Annotated in this window: 21 protein-coding genes; 11 read left to right on the top strand and 10 right to left on the bottom strand. The window is 70.1% G+C overall.

Features of this window, described 5'->3' with window-relative positions; genetic code table 11:
• Together ASD66_RS06650 and ASD66_RS06655 are read right to left on the bottom strand one after the other, a co-directional pair.
• Nucleotides 1-444, bottom strand: a complete 444-nt coding sequence (locus tag ASD66_RS06650) for a nucleoside deaminase (RefSeq protein WP_056890593.1) — start codon at nt 442-444, stop codon at nt 1-3.
• Between the two features lie 34 nt (nt 445-478).
• Nucleotides 479-961, bottom strand: coding sequence for a tRNA adenosine deaminase-associated protein (locus ASD66_RS06655; protein WP_056679659.1), 483 nt, complete (start codon nt 959-961; stop codon nt 479-481).
• Nucleotides 962-1072: 111 nt separating this feature from the next.
• Here ASD66_RS06655 and upp point away from each other — a divergent pair, with 111 nt between their 5' ends.
• Entirely contained in the window at nt 1073-1714 is a 642-nt protein-coding gene (upp, locus tag ASD66_RS06660; RefSeq protein WP_056679657.1) for a uracil phosphoribosyltransferase, read from the top strand.
• A 10-nt stretch (nt 1715-1724) separates the two neighbouring features.
• On the opposite strand, the gene ASD66_RS06665 is transcribed toward upp, so the two are convergent.
• Both ASD66_RS06665 and ASD66_RS06670 read right to left on the bottom strand, forming a co-directional pair.
• Entirely contained in the window at nt 1725-2534 is an 810-nt protein-coding gene (locus tag ASD66_RS06665) for a hypothetical protein (RefSeq protein WP_056890362.1), read from the bottom strand.
• 24 nt (nt 2535-2558) lie between these two features.
• Nucleotides 2559-4709, bottom strand: a complete 2151-nt coding sequence (locus tag ASD66_RS06670) for a HelD family protein (RefSeq protein WP_056890363.1) — start codon at nt 4707-4709, stop codon at nt 2559-2561.
• A 155-nt stretch (nt 4710-4864) separates the two neighbouring features.
• Between ASD66_RS06670 and ASD66_RS06675 the strand changes: the two genes are divergently transcribed.
• Complete coding sequence (locus ASD66_RS06675; RefSeq protein WP_056890364.1) at nt 4865-5284, top strand: DoxX family protein; 420 nt, start codon at nt 4865-4867, stop codon at nt 5282-5284.
• 27 nt (nt 5285-5311) lie between these two features.
• Here the strand turns inward: ASD66_RS06675 and ASD66_RS06680 are convergent, their stop codons facing one another.
• The 6 genes from ASD66_RS06680 to ASD66_RS06705 form a co-directional block, all read right to left on the bottom strand.
• Entirely contained in the window at nt 5312-5929 is a 618-nt protein-coding gene (locus ASD66_RS06680) for a rhomboid family intramembrane serine protease (RefSeq protein ID WP_056679648.1), read from the bottom strand.
• A gap of 24 nt (nt 5930-5953) precedes the next feature.
• The gene (locus ASD66_RS06685; RefSeq protein ID WP_082599348.1) at nt 5954-6700 is read right to left on the bottom strand and encodes an enoyl-CoA hydratase-related protein; all 747 of its coding nucleotides are present in this window, start codon (nt 6698-6700) and stop codon (nt 5954-5956) included.
• A gap of 33 nt (nt 6701-6733) precedes the next feature.
• On the bottom strand, nt 6734-7657 hold the full coding sequence (locus ASD66_RS06690) for an AEC family transporter (protein WP_056890366.1): 924 nt from the start codon (nt 7655-7657) through the stop codon (nt 6734-6736).
• A gap of 109 nt (nt 7658-7766) precedes the next feature.
• Complete coding sequence (locus ASD66_RS06695) at nt 7767-8111, bottom strand: DUF779 domain-containing protein (protein ID WP_056890367.1); 345 nt, start codon at nt 8109-8111, stop codon at nt 7767-7769.
• Nucleotides 8112-9635 (bottom strand): aldehyde dehydrogenase family protein, encoded by a 1524-nt coding sequence (locus ASD66_RS06700; protein WP_056890368.1) that lies wholly within the window; start codon nt 9633-9635, stop codon nt 8112-8114.
• 128 nt (nt 9636-9763) lie between these two features.
• On the bottom strand, nt 9764-10969 hold the full coding sequence (locus ASD66_RS06705; RefSeq protein WP_056679635.1) for a helix-turn-helix domain-containing protein: 1206 nt from the start codon (nt 10967-10969) through the stop codon (nt 9764-9766).
• A gap of 83 nt (nt 10970-11052) precedes the next feature.
• Between ASD66_RS06705 and ASD66_RS06710 the strand changes: the two genes are divergently transcribed.
• From ASD66_RS06710 to ASD66_RS06750, 9 genes are all read left to right on the top strand, one after another.
• Nucleotides 11053-12750 carry a molybdopterin-dependent oxidoreductase gene (locus ASD66_RS06710; protein ID WP_056890369.1) on the top strand — a complete coding sequence of 566 codons (1698 nt, stop codon included), beginning with the start codon at nt 11053-11055 and terminating at the stop codon, nt 12748-12750.
• A 112-nt stretch (nt 12751-12862) separates the two neighbouring features.
• Complete coding sequence (locus ASD66_RS06715; protein ID WP_056890370.1) at nt 12863-13516, top strand: fasciclin domain-containing protein; 654 nt, start codon at nt 12863-12865, stop codon at nt 13514-13516.
• Between the two features lie 25 nt (nt 13517-13541).
• Nucleotides 13542-14150, top strand: a complete 609-nt coding sequence (gene sigK, locus ASD66_RS06720) for an ECF RNA polymerase sigma factor SigK (RefSeq protein WP_056679625.1) — start codon at nt 13542-13544, stop codon at nt 14148-14150.
• Nucleotides 14150-14869: an anti-sigma factor domain-containing protein gene (locus ASD66_RS06725; protein WP_056679622.1), complete on the top strand. Its 720-nt coding sequence runs from the start codon at nt 14150-14152 to the stop codon at nt 14867-14869. Before sigK ends, ASD66_RS06725 begins: the two co-directional genes overlap by 1 nt.
• A gap of 17 nt (nt 14870-14886) precedes the next feature.
• Nucleotides 14887-16833, top strand: a complete 1947-nt coding sequence (locus tag ASD66_RS06730; RefSeq protein WP_235529978.1) for an FAD-dependent oxidoreductase — start codon at nt 14887-14889, stop codon at nt 16831-16833.
• Nucleotides 16830-18125 carry a class I SAM-dependent methyltransferase gene (locus ASD66_RS06735; protein WP_056890372.1) on the top strand — a complete coding sequence of 432 codons (1296 nt, stop codon included), beginning with the start codon at nt 16830-16832 and terminating at the stop codon, nt 18123-18125. The genes ASD66_RS06730 and ASD66_RS06735 overlap by 4 nt, the downstream gene beginning before the upstream one ends.
• Nucleotides 18122-19363 carry an SAM-dependent methyltransferase gene (locus tag ASD66_RS06740; protein ID WP_056679613.1) on the top strand — a complete coding sequence of 414 codons (1242 nt, stop codon included), beginning with the start codon at nt 18122-18124 and terminating at the stop codon, nt 19361-19363. Before ASD66_RS06735 ends, ASD66_RS06740 begins: the two co-directional genes overlap by 4 nt.
• The gene (locus ASD66_RS06745) at nt 19360-20142 is read left to right on the top strand and encodes a DUF1295 domain-containing protein (RefSeq protein WP_200949894.1); all 783 of its coding nucleotides are present in this window, start codon (nt 19360-19362) and stop codon (nt 20140-20142) included. The genes ASD66_RS06740 and ASD66_RS06745 overlap by 4 nt, the downstream gene beginning before the upstream one ends.
• 10 nt (nt 20143-20152) lie before the next feature.
• A complete protein-coding gene (locus ASD66_RS06750) occupies nt 20153-20707 on the top strand; it encodes a maltokinase N-terminal cap-like domain-containing protein (RefSeq protein ID WP_056679914.1) in 555 nt (184 codons plus the stop codon).
• The last annotated feature ends 335 nt before the right edge of the window (nt 20708-21042 follow it).

Genomic DNA, 21042 nt, shown 5'->3' on the forward strand with positions numbered 1-21042 from the left:
TCAACCATCCACGGTTCGCGCGTTGCGGAAGAAGGAGTCGAGGAGGGCGGCGGACTCGTCGGCCCTGACCCCGGCCAGCACCTCGGGCCGGTGGTTCAGCCGCCGGTCGCGCACGACGTCCCAGAGCGAACCGACGGCGCCGGCCTTGGCGTCGTACGCCCCGAAGACCAGGCGCGCGAGCCGGGACAGCACGATCGCGCCGGCGCACATGGTGCACGGCTCGAGCGTGACCACGAGCGTGCAGCCGGTGAGCCGCCACTCGCCGACTGCCTGCGCGGCCCGGCGGATCGCGACCACCTCGGCGTGGCCGGTCGGGTCGCCCTCGGCCTCACGGGTGTTGCGGCCGCGGCCGATCACCGCGCCGGACGGGTCGAGCACGACGGCGCCGATGGGTACGTCGTCGGTGGTCAGGGCGGCACGCGCCTCGTCCAGGGCAAGGCCCATCGCCTCGTCGTACCTGCTGGCGATCAAGGAACGCTCACGCAGTCGTCAGGTCGACGGCGTCGTCGAACGCGGGGCCGAAGCCGAGCCGGCCGGCCACGTCGGAGAGCATCTCGTCGGGGTAGAGGTCGTAGTCGTCGATGAGCACGCCCATGTCCATCGCGTGCATGCCCAGGTCGCCGAGGATGTCGAGGTCGCCGGCCGGGGCGGACTCGTCGTCCTCCTCCGGGTAGGGCAGGGCGAGGTGCTCGATCACGGTGCGGGCGAGGTCCCACTCGTCGACGGCGGTGATGTCGGAGAGCAGCACGCGCACGGTCGGCCCGGTGACCCGGACGATCAGGAAGACGTCCTCGTCGAAGCCGATCAGTGCGATGGCGCCGCCGTCACCGGGAAAACGCCGGAGGGCACCGGACAGCGTCTCGAGGTCCTCGAGCACCGGATCGACCAGCTCCTGGAGCTGCCAGACGCCTTCTTCACGGTATGCGGCCAGGGCGAAGTCGACGTCGAACTCGTCAACCATGGCTGTCCCTCCAGCTCGTGAACCGCACTCCGATGTCCAGAGTGACAGAGGTTGGGGGTGGTTCCAAGCCTGTTTTCCCAAACGTCACGCGGACTGGACTAGGTTTTCTCCATGCGTACCCACGTCGTCGACCACCCGCTGGTGGCCCACAAGCTGACCACCCTCCGCGACCAGGACACCGACAGCCCGACATTCCGCCGGCTGGCCGACGAGCTGGTGACGCTGCTCGCCTACGAGGCGACCCGCGACGTGCGCGTCGACGACGTCACCATCACCACTCCCGTCGCGCCCGCGACCGGCGTGAAGCTGGCCTCCCCGAAGCCGCTCGTCGTCCCGATCCTGCGCGCCGGGCTCGGCATGCTCGACGGCATGGTCCGCCTGCTGCCCACGGCCGAGGTCGGCTTCCTCGGCATGATCCGCAACGAGGAGACGCTCGAGGCGTCGACGTACGCCGAGCGCCTGCCCGAGGACCTCTCCGGGCGCCAGTGCTACGTGCTCGACCCGATGCTGGCCACCGGCGGCACACTCGCCGCGGCGATCCGCTTCCTGGTCGACCGCGGCGCCGACCACATCACCGCGATCTGCCTGCTGGTCGCGCCGGAGGGCTGCGCCCGGCTGGAGCAGGAGCTGGCCGACCTCGAGGTCCCGGTCACCATCGTCACCGCCGCGATGGACGAGAAGCTCAACGAGAAGGGCTACATCGTGCCCGGCCTCGGCGACGCCGGCGACCGGCTGTACGGCGTCGCCCACTGACCGACCACGGTCAGAGCGGGCGGACCGGCTCCCCCTGCAGTGCGCGGAAGGCGAACGCAGTCGCGACCGTGATCACCGGGAAGGCCACCAGGAGCCCGACGCCGCAGGCGACGGCACCACCGAGCATGCACAGGAAGCAGAGCAGCGCCAACAGGAGCAGCTCACCCACGTTGGCCGTGGTGAGCGAGACGCTGGACCTGATCGCGGTGAACGCGTCCTGCCCCTTGCCGACGATGAAGTAGTTGGTCAGGAACGTCAGGAACAGCACGACCAGGCCGGGCAGGACACACAACGCCAGGCCGATGGTCGTGGCGATCGAGAGAACGACGGCGGCGATCAGCACCTGCACCAGGTCGAAGCGGGAGAACATGGCGCCGACACTGACCTGCTGGCCGTCGACCACGTCGAGCGCGAGGCGCACCATCGCCGCAGACAGGATCAGGCTGATGATGCTGCCGAGCAGGTTGAGCACCAGTGCCATCGGGTGGAAGTCGAACTCGAAGCCTCCCCCGGAGGAGTCGGCGGTGAACGAGAACGTCTGCCCACCCGTGGTCAGTGCGCTCACCACCTGGATGGCGATCGGTACGAGCAGCACGATCAGCGCGGCCCCGAGCAGCGCCCCGGTGTGGGTGGTGAAGGCCTTCCAGCCGTAGCCGATCGCCTCGGTTGCCGCGAAGCCCCGCCCGCCCGGCGGCGGACCGGGCGGCTGCTGGCCCCAGCCGGGAGGCTGCTGGCCCCAGCCTGGAGGACCGGCCGGCGGCGGCTGCCCCCAACCGGGCTGGTTCGGGTCGCTGGGCGGGTACGGCGGCTGCTCGCTCATGCCGCCTGACCCTAACGCCTTCGCTCAGCTGACGGTGGAGAGCAGCTGGGTGGCGCGGGTGAGGACGACGTAGAGCACGGCCCGGCCGGTCTGGGACTCGTCCTCGATCTCCTGGGGGCGCACGACGACGATGCCGTCGAACTCCAGGCCCTTCGTGTCGAGGCCGGTCAGCACGACGATGCGGTCGTCACCGCTCGGCGTGACGCCGGGCGATGCGGCGGAGGGCGCGTCGCCGGCGAACTCTGGCCAGGACGCCAGCCACGCGTTGACCTCGGCGCGACGGGCCACCGGCACCACGATGCCGACGGTGCCCGAGACCTCGCCGGAGAGGCGGGCCACCTCGCTGCGCACCGACACCTCGAGGTCGTCGACCGGACCGAGCACCGTGGGCGGGATGCCGGTCGAGCGGACTGCGGTGGGCAGGTCGGCGTCGAGGCCGACGCGGGAGGCGTACGCCGCGGCGAACTCGTAGATCTCGGACGAGTTGCGGTAGTTGGTCGACAGGTGGAACCGGTGCACCTGCTTGCCCTCGAGCGCCGTACGGCGTGCAGCGTCGGACTCCGACGGCACCGGCCACGACGACTGTGCCGGGTCGCCGACGATGGTCCACGACGCAGCGCGGCCACGGCGGCCGACCATGCGCCACTGCATCGGGGTGAGGTCCTGTGCCTCGTCGATCAGCACGTGGGCGAAGGGGTCGTCCTCGATGCGGTTCGTCGGCGGCTTCCACGACGGCCCGGTGGCGAACTCACGCTCGGAGGCGGTGGTCAGCTCCTGCAGGTCGCCGCCGAGGTGGTCGGAGAACTCGTCGCCGTCCTTGGACTTCTCGGGCAGGTCGCCCAGCTCGTAGCGGGCCTCGTCGAGCAGCGGGATGTCCTCGATGGTGAGCGTCTCGGACCAGTGCTTGTTGAGCAGGGCCTGCTCCTCCTGGCCGAGCACGCCGTCGGAGACGCGGGCCAGGAAGTCGGGGTCACGCAGCCACGCCATGACCTGCGCGGCGTCGAGCGGCGGCCACCACTGCAGGGCGAACTCGAGGAACTGGTCGTCGCCGAGCATCTCGTCGTTGAACGAGTCGCGACCCCGCTCACGGCCACGCTCACCGCGGACCTGACGCCACATCGCGTCGAGCAGGGTCATCGCCACCCGCGGCATCTGGCGGTTGCGGTGGCCCTGGTTGAGCAGTTGGCGACGCAGTCGGCCGAGCAGCTGGCGGTCGAGCACGATCGTGTCGTCGCGGTAGAAGATCCGGAAGTCGCGGGGCGCACCCGGGACGGCCTGGCGCGCGGCCCGGCGTACGACCTCGGCCATGCGGATCGAGCCCTTCACGTCGGCGACGGCCGGCTCGTCGTGACGGGTGGCACGGACGCCGTCGACGACCTCGCCGAGCGAGCGGAGCGCCACGGCGGTCTCGCCGAGGGACGGCAGCACCCGCTCGATGTAGCGCATGAACACGCCGGACGGACCGACGATCAGCACACCGCCGCCCTCGTAGCGGCGACGGTCGGTGTAGAGCAGGAACGCGGCACGGTGCAGGGCGACGACGGTCTTGCCGGTGCCCGGACCGCCGGAGATCTCGACGACGCCCTTCGAGGGGGCCCGGATCGCCTTGTCCTGCTCTGCCTGGATGGTGGCCACGATGGAGTGCATCGACCGGTCACGGGCACGGGAGAGCTGCGCCATCAGGGCGCCCTCGCCGACGATGGGCAGGTCGGTCCCGGCCTGGTCGTCGAGGAGCTCGTCCTCGACACCGACCACCTTCGGGCCGGTCGCGCGCAGCACCCGGCGTCGTACGACGGAGTGCGGCTCGGCCGCCGTCGCCTGGTAGAACACCGCGGCGGCGGGGGCGCGCCAGTCGATCAGCAGCGAGTCGCGGTTGGCGTCGCGCAGACCGATGCGGCCCACGTAGCGGGGCTCGGGATCGAGCTCGGGGCGCATGTCGAGACGGCCGAAGACCAGGCCCTCGTGGGCCGCGTCGAGCTGGGCCATCCGCTTCGCGGCCTGGAAGACCATGGCGTCGCGCTCGACCAGGCCACCCTCGTGACCCAGGCGACCGCGCTCGTGGCCCTCGCGGGCCAGTTGCTGGGCCGCCGCCGTCGACTCCTCGAGCTGGTCGTACACCCGGTCGACGAACGCCTGTTCCGCAGCGACTTCCCGCTCGGCAACGTCATCGGACAACGCAGGACCACCCCTCGAAGATGCACAAGAACCAAGCAGGCAAGACTACCGGGCCGCGCCTGCCAGCGGAAAACCAGATCGGCCAGCGATGAATTCCCGAAACCTGCGTGGTCTCCATGGGCATCGACCCACCCACCACTTCAGGAGAAACCGCCATGAGCACCACGACCTTCGCCACCGAGACCACCACCACCGCCACCACGAGGAGCACGAAGCGCACCGTCAGCTACGTGATCAGCGGCCTGGTCGGTCTCTTCCTCGCCGTCGACTCGATCAGCCACCTGCTCAACGTGCAGACCGCGCAGGACTGGAACGAGAAGTACGGCGCCCCCGAATGGTTCAGCTATCCGCTGGGCATCTCGCTCGGCATCGCCTTGATCGTCCATCTGATCCCGCGCACCGCGGTCCTCGGCGCCGTGTTGATCACCGGCTACCTCGGCGGCGCGATCGCGGTCAACATCTACCTCGACGACCAGGCGGTCTTCGGCTCCGTCTTCGCCTTCGCGATGGCGGTCCTGGTCTGGCGCGGCCTGTGGCTGCGGGACGACCGGGTCAAGGCGCTCTACACGCGCTGACCCACCGCGCTCTGCGCCCGACCTGCGTCAGGCAAGCAGGTCGCGCTGCCGCTCGGCGCCCTTGCGCTCGGCGAGGAGCCAGGCGGCCAGCCCACCGCCGATCGCGCCGAACAGGTGTCCCTGCCACGAGATGCCGGGCTGTCCGGGGAGCACGCCCCAGAGCACGCCGCCGTACATCAGCAGGATGAGTACGCCGAGGGCAATCTGCCCGGCCTTGCGGGCGAAGAAGCCACGCACCAGCAGGTAGACCAGCCAGCCGAAGACCAGCACCGAGGCGCCGATGTGCACCGAGTTGTCCTGGCCGGTCAGCCAGGTGCCGACGCCGCCGACGACCCACACGATCGCGGTGACGCCGAGCCAGGTGCGGGTGCCGGACAGCAGGATCAGGAAGCCCAGCACCAGCGTCGGGACGGTGTTCGCGATCAGGTGGTCCCAGCCCCCGTGCAGCAGCGGGGCGAAGACGATGCCGAGCAGCCCGTCGGTCTCGCGGGGTTGCACTCCCTCGGCGTCGAGGCGGTTGCCCATCAGCGTGTCGACGAACTCGATCACGTAGAGCAGCGCGACGAAGCTGCCGATGACCGTGGCGGCCCGCACCCACCGCGGGGTCTCCGCAGTGGAGGACGTGCGTGCGTCGGGGAGGCTCATGCCTCCAGCGTATCCAGCGGTCGGCTACTTCTTCCTGCTCAGGAAGGCCAGCATCGCCTCGCGGGCCGCATCCGAACCGAAGAGGCGGCCGGACAGCGCGGCGAGGTCGTCGCCCCGGGCGTCCATGCGGTCGAGCAGGTCGCGGGCCAGCAGTGCCTTGGTCTCGCGCAGACCCTGGGCCGCACCCGTGGCCAGCTCGGCGCACACGGCGGCGACGGCGTCGTCGAGCTCGTCGGCGGGTACGGCGCGAGTGACCAGGCCCCACTCAGCGGCTTCGGCGCCGGTGAACTTCGCGCCCGTCAGGCACGCGTAGGCACCGGCCCGCGAGGTCATCCGGGGCAGCACTGTCAACGAGATGGCGGCCGGCGCCAGGGCCAGCTTCACCTCGGTGAGTGCGAATGTCGCGTCGTCGGCAGAGATGGCGATGTCGGACGCGGCCACGATGCCGATGCCGCCGGCGCGCACCGCGCCGTACACGCGAGTCACCACGGGCTTGGCGAATGCCACGATGCGGCGCTGCAGGTCGACGATGCCCTTGGCGCCTTCCTCCATCGAGCCCTCAGCGGCCTCGGAGAGGTCGGCGCCCGAGCAGAAGACCTTGCCCTCGGCGCCGATCACGACGACCTTCACGTCGTCGTCGGCCTCGGCCCGCTCGAGCCCGGCGTACAGCTCGGTCACCAGCTGGCGCGAGAGCGCGTTGCGGTTGTGGGGCGAGTCGAAGGTGAGGGTCGCGATGCCCTCGGCGGCGGCGTACTTCACGAGCTCGGTCATGCGCGCCATCCTGCCATCCCCCGAACTCGGGGATCAGGCGAGCAGCGCGACGATCACGAACATCACCGGCACGGCCAGCATCGTGCTGACGAAGATCGCGTCGCGGGCCACGATCACTCCGCGGTCGTAGCGGGTGGCGTGCACGAAGATGTTCTGCGCGGTCGGCAGCGCGGAGAGCACGGTCACGGCGAGCAGCGCTTCGGAGTCGAGGCCGAACAGGAAGCGGCCGGCGGCGTACGCCGTGACGGGTTGCACGACCAGCTTGAGCACCGAGATGAGCCCCAGCTCGGCCGGAGCTGCCCCACGCCCGGGCAGTGGGCCGAGCCGCAGCGAGACGCCGTACGCCAACAGCATCGCGGGCACCGCCATACCGCCGACCAGGTCGAGCGGGTCGTGGATCGGGGCCGGAAGCTCGACGCCGGCCAGCGACACGGCCAGCCCGATCAGCGACCCGACGGTCAGGGGCGTGCGCAGCGGCCGGGAGATCAACCGCCACGCCGAAGGAGGCTGGGGCGAGGTGGCCTGGTCGAGCACGGCGAGAGCCAGCGGCTGGAGGACCAGCAGCTGCATCAGCAGGGTCGGCGCCACCAGCGCCACGTCGCCGATGACGTACGCCGCGATCGGCAGGCCCAGGTTCCCGGCATTGACGTACGCCGCACAGAGCGCGCCCACCACGGTGTCGGCGAGGTCTCGGCGGAAGACCAGCCGGGCCGCGACGACGTACACCGCGGACGCGACGAGCACCCCGACCGCGGTGGCCGCGAGGTTGCGCGAGAAGACCTCGGTCACGTCGGTGTCGGCCAGCACCGTGATCATCAGCGCAGGGCTGGCCACGAAGAACGCCAGCCGCGACAGCACCACCTGCGAGGCGAGGTCGAGGACCTTGAGGTGCGCCAGCAGGGCACCGAGTCCGATCACCACGATGATCGTGGCGAATCCGGCAAGGACTCCCTGCATCGCTCCCCTTCAATGGTGGCTGGGGGCTGTGGGTGGGCCCCGGGACAGCCCTCAGCCACCATTGAACACTGGGAGTTCTCTTGACGTCAAGATACTTGAGGTCGGTACTTCATTCCTCCATGAGCCGCGAGCGGATCAGGAAGCGCCTGCCTTCGGGCGCCTCCAGCGAGAACCCTGCGCCACGACCCTTCACCACGTCGATGGTGAGGTGCGTGTGCGACCAGTACTCGAACTGCGACCTGCTCATCCACACCGGCACCGCCCGCTCGAGACCCACGTCGAGGTCCCCGAGATGGATGTCGGAGTTCCCCGTGCGGAACTCGCCCTGCGGGTAGCACATCGGCGACGAGCCGTCGCAGCAGCCGCCGGACTGGTGGAACATCACCGGCCCGTGCGTCCCGGTGAGGCTGCGGATCAGCTCCGCAGCCTCCTCGGTGACGGCGACGCGTTCCATTTAGAAGAAGCCCAGCTTGTCGGGGCTGTAGGAGACCAGGAGGTTCTTGGTCTGCTGGTAGTGGTCGAGCATCATCTTGTGGTTCTCGCGACCGATGCCCGACTGCTTGTAGCCGCCGAACGCGGCGTGGGCCGGGTAGGCGTGGTAGCAGTTGGTCCACACGCGGCCGGCCTCGATGGCCTTGCCGGCGCGGAACGCCCGCGAACCGTCACGCGTCCACAGGCCGGCACCGAGGCCGTAGAGGGTGTCGTTGGCGATCTTGAGGGCGTCGGCCTCGTCGTCGAACCCGGTCAGCGAGACCACCGGTCCGAAGATCTCCTCCTGGAAGATGCGCATCGAGTTGTCGCCCTCGAAGACCGTCGGCTGCACGTAGTAGCCCTCGGCGAGGTCGCCCTCGAGCACGTTGCGGCCACCACCGGTGAGCACCTTCGCGCCCTCCTTGGTGCCGATGTCGATGTAGCTCAGGATCTTCTCGAGCTGGTCGTTGCTGGCCTGGGCGCCCATCATCGTCGTCTCGTCGAGCGGGTTGCCCTGCTTGATCGCCTCGACGCGGACGATCGCGTCGGCCACGAAGTCGCTGTACATCGACCGCTGCACGAGGGCGCGCGACGGGCAGGTGCAGACCTCGCCCTGGTTGAGCGCGAACATCGTGAAGCCCTCGAGCGCCTTGTCGTAGAACGCGTCCTTCTCGTTGGCCACGTCGTCGAAGAAGATGTTGGGGCTCTTGCCGCCGAGCTCGAGGGTCACCGGGATGATGTTCTCGGTGGCGTACTGCATGATCAGGCGGCCGGTGGTGGTCTCGCCGGTGAAGGCGATCTTGCGGATCCGCGACGACGACGCCAGCGGCTTGCCGGCCTCGACACCGAAGCCGTTGACCACGTTGAGCACACCGGCCGGCAGCAGGTCCCCGATCAGCTCCATCAGCTTGAGGATCGACCACGGGGTCTGCTCGGCCGGCTTGAGGACGACACAGTTGCCGGCGGCCAGGGCCGGGGCCAGCTTCCACACGGCCATCAGGATCGGGAAGTTCCACGGGATGATCTGGCCGACCACGCCCAGCGGCTCGTGGAAGTGGTAGGCGACGGTGTTCTCGTCGATCTCGGAGATGCCGCCCTCCTGGGCACGCAGGGCACCGGCGAAGTAGCGGAAGTGGTCGATCGCCAGCGGCATGTCGGCGTTGAGGGTCTCGCGGACCGCCTTGCCGTTGTCCCAGGTCTCGATGACGGCCAGGTCCTGGAGGTTCTGCTCCATGCGGTCGGCGATCTTGAGCAGGATGTTGGACCGCTCGGTGGTCGACGTACGACCCCAGGCGTCGGCGGCGTTCCAGGCAGAGTCGAGTGCGGCGTCGATGTCCTCGGCGGTGCCACGGGCGATCTCGGTGAACGGCTTGCCGTTGACCGGCGAGATGTTCTCGAAGTAGGCGCCCTTGATCGGGTCGACCCATTCGCCACCGATGAAGTGGCCGTAGCGGCTCTTGACCTCGATGGAGGATCCGTCGGTGCCGGGTGCGGCGTGAACAGTCATGTCGTGACTCCCAGAAAGTGTCGAGAAGGGGCGTCGGAAGGTGACGCCGCTCACAACGTAGGGAGCCGCACGTTGCACGGACGTTGCGCTCAGGGCGAACTCTCAGGCCGAACCCTCAGGCCGAACTCTCAGGCGAGCTCGCGGTCCAGGCGCTCGATCTGGCCGTTGATCAGGGGCAGCAACGGCGACCTCGGGCCGACGGCGTCGCGCTGGGCCACCCACATGTCGTAGTCGTCGGTGCCCCACGACGACCGGGTCCACGTCGACATCAGGTCGGGTACGCCGGACCGCAGCACCCCTTGTCGCACCGTCGAGTCGATCGCCTCGCGCAGCCGGACCACGCCAGGCGCGGTCGAGCGCGGGAGCAACGGGCCGCGATAGGCGCGCACGGCGCCGGCCACGTCACCGTTGACGATGCGCGCCTCGACCGCCAGCCAGTCGCCCGACACGTCGGCGACCAACCGGTAGGGGCGGCTGGCCAGGAGGTCGTCGCCGAGCAGGTTGCGCAGCCGGTTGAGCTCTGCCCGCAGCGTGGAGCCGGAGTTGTCCTCCTCGTAGAGCAGCACCGCCAGCTCGTCGCCCGAAAGGCCACGCGGCGCCGACGCGAGCAGAAGCACCAGCTCGCTGTGCCGCGGGGAGAGGCGCAGGGTCGAGTGCCGTCCGGAGCCGTCGTCGATGTCGAGCAGCGCTTCGTGGCGGCCCAGCCCTTGGATGGAGATGCCGAACCCCGCCTGCCGGCGTACCTCGGCGGGCTGCGCGGAGGCGGTGAGCTTGAGGTGCGCCAGCTCGGTCTCGGCCATCCGCGCCGCGGCCCGCACCATCGCCATGGTCTGGGGCACGACGATCTGGTCGCCACCGGTGATGTCGAGGACACCCAGCAGCTCGCCCGTGGTGGGGTCGTGGATCGGCGAGGCGGCACAGCTCCACTGGCGCACCGAGTGCCGGAAGTGCTCGGAGCCGATGATGCTGATCGGCTGGCCCAGGGCCAGGGCCATGCCGGGTGCGTTGGTGCCGGCGAACCGCTCGTCCCAGTTGGACCCCTCGACGAAACCGATCTTCTCGGCCTTGCGGAGCACCTGCGGGTGGCCGCACACCCAGAGCAGCTGGGCCGACGCGTCGGAGACCGCCATCACCGCGTCACAGTCGCGGGCGGCCTGGCCGAGCACGTCGTCGAGCAGCGGGAAGACGTGCGCCAACGGGTGCGCCTCGCGGTGCCCGCGCAGGGTGTCCTCGGCGAGCGTGATCGGGGCCTCGGGCTCTTCAGCGCGTACGCCGGCCGCGGCGGAGCGATGCCACGACTCCGCCACCTGGACCCGCATGCCTTCAGAGGTCATCCGACCAGTGAACCTCCTTCGTCGTCCCTGCACCAGTGCCGTCCGAAACCCATCCGATCGGGCGGCCGCTCCGAAGCACACCCATGAAGCGACTCTGGAATGCCCTGCGCTCCGGCTCGCCGTTCGCCCTGGCAGGTGTGCTCGCCACACTCTGCGGGATGGCGGCAGGCCACCTGATCGCGTCACTTCTCAAGCCGGCGTCCTCACCGGTGCTCGCGGTCGGGTCCACGGTGATCGACCTGACGCCGACTCCGCTCAAGGAGTACGCCGTCCGCGAGTTCGGCACCAAGGACAAGCCGATCCTGCTGGCCAGCGTGATGGCGGTGACGCTCCTGCTCGCCGCCGTCGCCGGCTTGCTGGCACGCCGCTGGTTCCCCGTCGGGGCGGGGCTGCTGATCGCCCTCGTCGCGCTCGCGGGAGCCGCTGCAGTCACCAGACCGCTGGCCACGGCGAGCGACGTGGTGCCGTCGTTGGTTGCCGCCGTGGTCGGCTTGGTGGTCCTGGTGCTGCTGGTGCGACTGCTCAACGGCGCACGGGAACCGGCGGACGAACCGGCAAGGGAAGCGGCGGAGGAAGAGCCGGCACCCAAGCGCTCCACGGGCGGGCCTGTGGGCCCCTCCCCGGCCGGTGGGACCGGCCCGTTCGACGTGATGTCGAACCTCGAGCCGATCGCGCGGCGCAAGCCCAGGTCGAAGTCGAAGTCCGCACCGACGGCCGCTCCCCGCGCCTCACGACGCACCCTGCTGATCACGACGGGCCTCGTCGCGGCCGCCTCGGCGACCATGGGCTGGGCCGGCGAGAAGATCATCGCCTACCGGACCCGCATCGGGAACGTGAACCTGCCGCCCGCAGCCAAGCCGATCGCGCCGCTGCCGGCGGGTCTCGAGAACGTCTACTCGGGCATCTCCAACTTCCAGACCTCCACCGACCGCTTCTACCGGGTCGACATCAACCTGACCCTGCCCGTGGTGCCGGTCGACGACTGGAAGCTGACGATCGACGGCGACGTCGACAACTCCTTCAGCCTCACCTTCGACGAGCTGGCCGCGATGCCGTTGATCGAGCGCGACATCACGATGACCTGCGTCTCCAACGAGGTCGGCGGTCGCTACATCGGCGCCGCGCGCTGGCTCGGCGTACCCCTCACCGACCTGCTCGACCGGGCCGGGGTCGGCAGCAAGGCCGACCAGATCCTGAGCACCGCGGTCGACGGCTTCACCATCAGCACACCCCTCGAGGTGGCCCGTGACGGACGCGACGCGATGGTCGCGATCGGCATGAACGGCGAGCCCCTGCCGGCCGAGCACGGCTTCCCCGCGCGCCTGATCACGCCCGGTCTCTACGGATTCGTCGGCGCCACCAAGTGGCTGACCCGCCTCACACTCACGACGTACGACGACGACTCGGCGTACTGGACGGACCGTGACTGGGCCACCGACGCCCCGATCAAGATCTCCTCGCGGATCGACACCCCGAAGCCGCTGGCCACCATCAAGGACGGCCAGACCGTGATCGGCGGGGTGGCCTGGGCGCAGCGCGTCGGCATCAAGAAGGTCGAGGTGCGAATCGACGGGAATGCGTGGCAGGAGGCGACGCTCGGGCCGGATGCCGGCATCGACTACTGGCGTCAGTGGTACCTCCCCTGGGACGCCAGCCCCGGCCAGCACATGCTCGCCGTCCGGGCCACCTCGCTCGACGGTGAGGTCCAGACGGCGGCGCGTGCGACCCCGTTCCCCGAGGGCTCCAGCGGCGTCCAGGAAATCGTCGTCACCGTCGAGTGACGACCGGCCTGAGGCAGCTCCGGCCCGAAAAAACTTCCGTCACCGACCAATCCGGTCGGCCGGCGGCAGCGAATCAACACCCGACAGCACCAGAACCCAGAAAGGCACTCCCATGAAGCGCTCCATCATCCGCCAGACCGGTATCGCCGCAGCTGCCCTTGCCCTGTCGGTGTCGCTCGCCGCCTGTGGTTCCGACGACAACGGCGGTGACGACAAGACCACCGCCGAGGACACTCCCAGCCAGACCGAGTCGTCCGCCTCGTCCGACGACATGGCCGACGACGCCGGTGCCGAGACCTTCGGTGCGGGCTGTGCCAAGATCCCCACGAGCGGTGCCGGTTCGTTCAACGGCATGGCCACCGAGCCGGTCGCCACGGCGGCCAGCGCCAACCCGCTGCTCGAGACCCTCGTGACCGCGGTCGGTGAGGCCGGTCTCGGCGACACCCTCAACTCGGCCGAGGCGCTGACCGTCTTCGCCCCGACCAACGACGCGTTCGCCAAGATCCCCGCGGACACCCTCAAGGGCGTCCTCGCCGACAAGGCCACGCTGACCAAGATCCTGACCCACCACGTCATCGCGGGCCAGCTCGGCCCGGACGAGCTCGCCGGGAAGCACAAGACGCTCGCCGGCGACACGATCATGGTCAAGGGCTCGGGTGAGGACTTCACCGTCGGTGGCGAGAACGCGGCCGTCCTGTGTGGCAACATCCCCACCGCCAATGCCACGGTCTACGTCGTCGACTCCGTGCTGATGCCGGCTTCCTGATCCTGGGAAACCAGGACACGACACAATGGATCACGTGACAGGCATTGCATCCGTTCCCTCCGGCGACTCGTCGTCGGAGGGGGCGGGTGCGCCCGCCCTGGCTGACCTGTTCCGCAGGGCCGCCCGGGGTGACGAGTCCGCCTTCTCCGCGTTGTACGACGCGACGGCGGCTCGGGTCCACGGCCTCGTGCTGAGGGTCGTCCGCGACCCGGCGCAGGCCGAGGAAGTCACCCAGGAGACCTACCTCGAGGTGTGGCGCACGTCGGCCCGCTTCGACGCCGACCGCGGCAGCGCCCTCTCATGGCTGATGACGATCGCCCACCGCCGTGCGGTGGACCGGGTCCGTTCGGCCGAGGCGGCCCACCGCCGCGACAACAACTACCACGACCAGTCCGAGACGGTCCCGCACGACTCCACCGCAGAAGCCGCCGCCACCGCCCTCGAGGCGACCCGCGTACGCCGAGCCATGCAGTCGCTGACCGAGATCCAGCGAGAAGCCCTCGAACTCGCCTTCTTCGGCGGTTACACACATACGGAGGTGGCTTCGATGCTGGACGTTCCGATCGGCACGGCCAAGACTCGTATCCGCGACGGACTCATCCGTCTCCGTGACGCATTGGGGGTGAACCAGTGATGAGCGACATCCACGCACTGTCCGGCGCCTACGCCGTCGACGCCCTGGACGACATCGAACGACACCTGTTCGAGAAGCACCTGGCGACCTGCGCGGACTGCCGCGCCGAGGTGGCCGGTCTCCAGGAGACCGCGGCCGTGCTCGCCGCAGCCGTCGCCACGCCTCCCCCGCCCGCGCTCAAGGACCGCATCATGGCCGAGGTGGCCACGGTCCGCCCGCTGCCTCCCGAGGTGCCCGGCCGTCACGTCGACGAGGAGCGGCCCTCACGTCGCCGCTGGTTTCCGTCGCTGGTCGCAGCGGCAGCCGCAGTTGCGGTGATCGGTGGCGGCGCAGTCGTGATCACCCAGCCGTGGGACGACGAGACCACCCAGCTCAGCGCCACCGCCCAGGTGACGCAGGCCTCCGACGCCGCGACGATCTCGGCCGACCTGCCCGACGGCTCGACCGCACGCATCGTGCGTTCGGCGTCGCGCGGCCAGGCCGTGCTGCTCGCCGACGACATGCCCGAGGCACCGGCCGGCAAGGTCTACCAGCTCTGGCTCCAGGCCCCCTCGGGCGACATGCTGCCGGCCGGGCTGATGAACGGCGGTGACGCCGAGGTGCTCCTCGACGGAGACGCACGTACGGCGACCGGCGCAGGCATCACGGTCGAGCCGGCCGGCGGATCACCCGCACCGACCTCCGACCCGGTGGCCCTGTTCGCCTTCGAGGGAGCGTGACCCGGAGGGTCGCCGTTGTGGGAAGTGGCGTTGCCGGCCTCACCGCCGGGTACGCCATTTCCCGCACGGCGCACGTCACGCTGTTCGAGGCCGACGACCGGCTCGGCGGCCATGCCGACACCCACGAGGTCGACGGCCTGGCCATCGACACCGGGTTCATCGTGCACAACGAGCGCACCTACCCGACCCTGCTCCGGCTCTTCGCCGAGCTCGGCGTCGAGACCCAGGCCTCCGACATGTCGATGTCGGTGCGCGACGTCGCCACCGGGTTGGAGTACGCCGGTGCGCTCGGTGCGCGTGGGCTGTTCCCGACGTTCGCGAACCTGGGGCGGCCGGCGTACCTGCGGATGCTGGTCGAGGTCCCCCGCTTCCACCGCCGGGCCCGCGCACTTCTGGCCTCCTCGGGCTCGGGTGAGGCTGCCGAGGACCAGACCCTGCGCGACTTCCTCGCGGACGGCGGCTTCTCGGCGTACTTCACCCGGCACTTCATGGAGCCGCTGGTCGCCGCGGTGTGGTCGTGCGACCCCGAGTCGTCCCTCGACTACCCGGCCCGCTACCTCTTCGCGTTCCTCCAGCACCACGGCATGCTCGGTGTCTTCGGCTCGCCGCAGTGGCGCACCGTCACCGGTGGCTCGCGGGAGTACGTCGCCAGGGTGGCCGCCCAGCTCCCCGACGTACGCCTCGGCACGAAGGTCACCTCCGTCCTCGAGACTGCCGACGGCGTCGAGGTCACGGACGGCAACGGTGAGGTGACCAGGTTCGACGCGGTCGTCATCGCGACGCACCCCGCCCAGGCGCTGACCATGCTGGCCGACCCGACACCCGCGCAGCGCGAGGTGCTCGGCGCGATCCCCTACTCGCGCAACACCGCGCGCCTGCACACCGACGCGTCACTCCTGCCCAAGGCACGCCGCGCGCGGGCGTCGTGGAACTTCCTCCGCCCGGAGGCCAGCACCGGCGAGGTCACCGTGACCTACGACCTGACCCGGCTCCAGCGGCTGCCCACCGACCGGCCCTACCTCGTCACACTGGGTGGCGCCGACCTGGTCGACCCGGCCACGGTGATCGAGACGATGGAGTACGAGCACCCGCTCTACACGCCGTCGTCGGTGGCCGCGCAACGCCGGTTGCCCGAGCTCGACACCGACCGTCTCGCCTTCGCCGGCGCCTACCACGGCTGGGGATTCCACGAGGACGGCGCGGCCTCGGGTGCCCGCGCCGCCGAGCGGCTGGGCTTCGCGTGGTCCGTCACTCCCGCCGCGGTGGAAGCCGGTCGCGTCTACGAGACCTCCGTGCGGCACGTTCGCCGAGGGCCGGTGGAGCACGCGTTCGACAACGCCTCCCATGCCTGGCTGGTCGACCTCGACGACCTCCCGCCTGCCCGGTGGGCCGCGTCGTTCGAGGCCCGCGACCACCTCGGTTCGCCCGACCACTCGCTGCGCCGGAATGTCGACGACTTCCTTGCCACACAGGGAATCGCCCTCCACGGCGGCCGCATCCTGATGCTCGCCAACCCTCGGGCGCTGGGCCACTGCTTCAACCCGATCAGCGTCTACTGGTGCCACGACGCCAGCGGCGCACAGGCCTGCGTGGTGCTCGAGGTCCACAACACCTACGGCGACCGGCATGCGTACGTCGTACGACCTGATGCGCATGGTCACGCAGGCGTCGACAAGGCGATGTACGTCTCGCCGTTCAACGACACGTCGGGTCACTACGAGGTGTCGGTGACCCCGCCCGGCGACCGGATCGCGGTCTCGGTGACGTTGCAGCGCGACGGCGAGCCCGCGTTCACTGCGTCGGTGACCGCCCGCGCGCTGCCCGCCGGGCGGCGACCATGGCGTGCGGCACTGGCACCAATCCGGACCTCACTGTTGATCCGAACACAGGGCATCGGCCTCTGGCTGCGACGACTCCCCGTCCAGCGCAGGCCCACGCACCCACGACAGGAGGGGGTCCAGTGACCATCACCGACGCTCGCCAGGAGACCACACAGGCCGACCGCTGGCCGGGCCTGTACGCCGTACCGTCCGGGCCGAGGGCCGCCGTCTCGGCAGCCGTGGCCCGCCGGATCTTCGCGCACGCCACGCAGCGGCTCGGGATCACCGTCGAGACGCCGAGCGTGCGCGCCGTCGACACGTCGGCGCCGACGATCGTGCTGCACCGGCCCGACGAGTTCTTCCGCAAGGTCGGCAACGACGGCCTGATCGGCTTCGGTGAGGCCTACATGACCGGCGCCTGGGACTCCCCCGACCTCGACGCCCTGCTGACCAGGATGGCCGGCGAGATCGCGACGCTGGTGCCCGACTGGATGCAGCGCCTGCGCGCGGTCTGGATGGCGCGGATGCCCCGCACCCACCGCAACAGCGAGGACCAGACCCGCGACAACATCAGCCACCACTACGACCTGTCGAACGACCTCTTCGCGACGTTCCTCGACAAGACGCTGAGCTATTCGTCGGCGTTGTTCGACAGCCAGGTCGAGCGGGTCGGCGACCACCTGGTCGCCGCGTCCCCCGGCATCGTCGAGCGCACCGACCTCGAGGGCGCCCAAGGCGCCAAGATCGAGCGGCTCCTCGACCAGGCCGGGGTTCGCGAAGGCTCGCGGGTGCTCGAGATCGGCACCGGCTGGGGCGAGCTGGCGATCCGTGCCGCCCGCCGTGGCGCCAGTGTCCGCTCGGTGACCCTGTCGAGCGAGCAGCAGGCGCTGGCCCGTGAGCGCATCGCCGAGGCCGGGTTCGCCGACCGGGTCGAGGTCGACCTGCTCGACTACCGCCAGGTCACCGGCACCTACGACGCGGTCTGCTCGGTGGAGATGATCGAGGCCGTCGGCCACGAGTTCTGGCCGACCTACTTCTCCACGATCGACTCGCTGCTCGCGCCCGGTGGCCGGGTCGCGATCCAGGCGATCACCATGCCGCACGACCGCATGCTGGCCACGCGCGGTGGTTTCACGTGGATCAACAAGTACGTCTTCCCCGGCGGCTTCCTGCCCTCGACCGAGGCGATCGAGCAGGTCACCACGGAGCACACCTCGCTGCGGGTCACCGAGCGACTGTCGTTCGGGCTGCACTACGCAGAGACCCTGCGCCTGTGGGACGAGGCGTTCCGCACGTCGAGCCCCGTCGTACGACGCCTCGGGTTCGACGACGTCTTCGAGCGCATGTGGCACTTCTACCTGGAGTACTCGCGTGCCGGGTTCGCTTCCGGGTACCTCGACGTACAACAGATCACCCTGACCAGGAGCGACTCATGAGCGTTGCCGCACGCCTCGAAGCGGGCCTGCGCCCGGTCCTGCGGGGCGGCCTGCCGGTGCGGCTCGAGGCCTGGGACGGCTCCTCGGCCGGACCGTCCGACGCGCCCAAGGTCACCATCCACTCGCCCGACGCGTTGTCCCGCATCTTCTGGCGCCCGGGTGAGCTCGGCGCCGCACAGGCCTACGTCTCCGGCGAGATCGACGTCGACGGAGACCTCGACGCGGCACTGACCCACGTGCGGTCGGTCGCGCGATCACGCGGGCTCGCCGGCCTGGGCTTCAGCCCTGCCGTGGCCAGCGGACTCGTGAAGGTGCTGCGCGACGTACGCCTGCCACCACGTGCACCGGCCTCCCAGGCCCGGGTCCGCGGGCGGCTGCACAGCAAGCTGCGCGACCGCGCGGCGATCAGCCACCACTACGACCTCTCCAACGACTTCTACGAGCTGATCCTCGACCCGTCAATGGCCTACTCCTCGGGTTACTGGTGCTCCGACGAGCCCGACTACACGCTCGCCGACGCGCAGCGCGACAAGCTGTCGCTGATCCTCGACAAGCTCGGCCTCAAGCCGGGCATGACGATGCTCGACGTGGGCTGCGGTTGGGGTTCGCTGACCCTGCACGCCGCGCAGCGCGGCATCAAGGTGGTCGGCGTGACGATCGCGGCCGAGCAGAAGAAGTTCATCGACGCCCGCATCCGTGACCTCGGCCTGGAGGACCACGCCGAGATCCGCCTGCAGGACTACCGGGAGGCCACCGGTGAGTACGACGCGGTCGCGTCTGTCGAGATGGGCGAGCACGTGGGCCAGCGCAACTATCCGACGTACGTCGAGGTCCTTCGACGTTCGGTGAAGCCCGGCGGCAGGGTGCTGGTCCAGCAGATGTCGCGAACCGGCAAGCACCCGGGAGGCGGCCCGTTCATCGAGTCGTTCATCGCTCCCGACATGCACATGCGTCCGGTCGGTGAAACCGTGGCGTTCTTCGAGAGCGGGGGTCTCGAAGTCCGCGACGTGCACGCCATGCGTGAGCACTACGTGCGCACGGTGGGGGCATGGATCGAGACGTTCGAATCCAACATCGACCGGGTCACCGCCCTCGTCGGCGAGGAGGTCGCCCGTGTCTGGCGGCTCTACCTCGTCGGCGGGGGTATGGCTTTTCGCGACGGCCGCATGGGCGTCGACCAGATCCTGTCCGTGCGGCCAGGACGGGACCACACGATCCCGCCGGTCCGCACGTGGTGACTGCGTTCGTCCTCGTCTCCGGCGCCTCCCTCGCGGCGGCGGCCCTGCTGATGGCGGTCACTGCCGTGATCGGGCATCGGCTCGGCAAGGTCTCGGTGGTCGACACCTCGTGGGGCCTCGGGTTCGTGCTGATCGCCCTGGTCGCCGCGGTGCTGGGCGACGGGGCTGACTGGCGGCGCTGGCTGCTGTTCGCGCTCGTCGGGTTCTGGGGACTCCGGCTGGCCTGGCACATGCACCGTCGCAACCACGGACAACCCGAGGACGCCCGCTACGCCGCCATGCTCGAGGGCCAGTCGTACGACGTCGCGGTGCGCCGGGTCTTCGCCACCCAGGGCATCGCACTGTGGTTCGTGTCGTTGCCGCTGCAGGTCTCGGCTGTCGCCGGCTCCGGTGTCACGTGGGTCGTGGCGATCGGCGTACTCCTGTGGCTGGTCGGCGTCTTCTTCGAATCGGTCGGCGACGCCCAGCTGGCGGCGTACAAGCGTGATCCCGAGCGTGGTCCGGTGATGGACCGCGGCCTGTGGGCGTGGACCCGGCACCCGAACTACTTCGGCGACACCTGCGTGTGGTGGGGCATCTTCCTCGTCGCCGCGTCGGCATGGCCCGGCGTGCTGACCGTCCTCTCCCCCGTGGCGATGACCTACTTCCTGGTCTTCGCGACCGGCGCCCGCCTGCTCGAGAAGCACATGGCCGGCCGGCCCGGCTGGGACGACTACGTCGCCCGCACGTCGATGTTCGTCCCCCTGCCGCCGCGTCGGCCGGGTCGGAGGGCTCGGTAGGCTCGCCGCCATGGCGATCATCCATCGGGCAACGATCACTCCGACCAAGCTGGAGCTCCTCGACGCATGGCTCGCCACGCCCGCTTCCGGTGGCCTCGAGGGCCCCGATGCGTTGAGCCAGGTCGGCAACTACCGCCTCGACGACCCCGACGGTGAGGTCGGCATCGAGGGCCTGCTGATCACCCGCGGCGGTCCGCTCCGCCACGTCGTCGTGACCTACCGCGCCGCCCCGCTCGACGGCGCCGACGCGCACCTGATCACCACCATGGAGCACTCGGTCCTCGGCCAGCGCTGGGTGTACGACGCCTCCGGCGATCCGGTCGCGATTGCCGCCTTCCGGCGGGCACTGGCCGGCCAGCAGGAACAGGCCGCCCTCGAGGTCTGGGACGGCGACACCCTCGTCGAGACCCGCGAGCCGACCGTCCGCCTCGCGGTGGAGAACCCGGCTGCTTCGCCCGACGGACTCCAGGTGCACCTCGCCGCCCAGATCGGCGCCGAGCTGCCCGGATCGTCAACCCTGGTGGCAACCTGGGACGGCGGCACCGCCGTCATCGCCTCCGCCTGAATCAGCGGGCCGTCTTCCTCGGTGGTGGAGGCGCGCCAGCGCCGTCTCGAAACCAGGTTGGCCAGCGCGATGGCTTCGATGGTGGCTGATGGTCGTCCAGTCGACGCTCAGGAGCCATCAGCCACCACGGAGGGTCCGCTGGTGGCTGCGCGCTGACCGAGGGTCTTCCACGATGGTTGAGGAGGTCCCGCTAGGGACCGTCTCGAAACCAGGCCTAGGTCGGTGGTTGGGGAGGCGGCCGCCGTCTCGAAACCATGCCGGGTCAGGGCAGTAAGGGCCAGGCGGGCGGTGAGGACGGCGGTGGGGTCGGGTGTGGGCGTGGCGGTAGCCCCGTT

This window comes from Nocardioides sp. Root151 (assembly GCF_001427925.1).
Lineage (GTDB): Bacteria > Actinomycetota > Actinomycetes > Propionibacteriales > Nocardioidaceae > Nocardioides.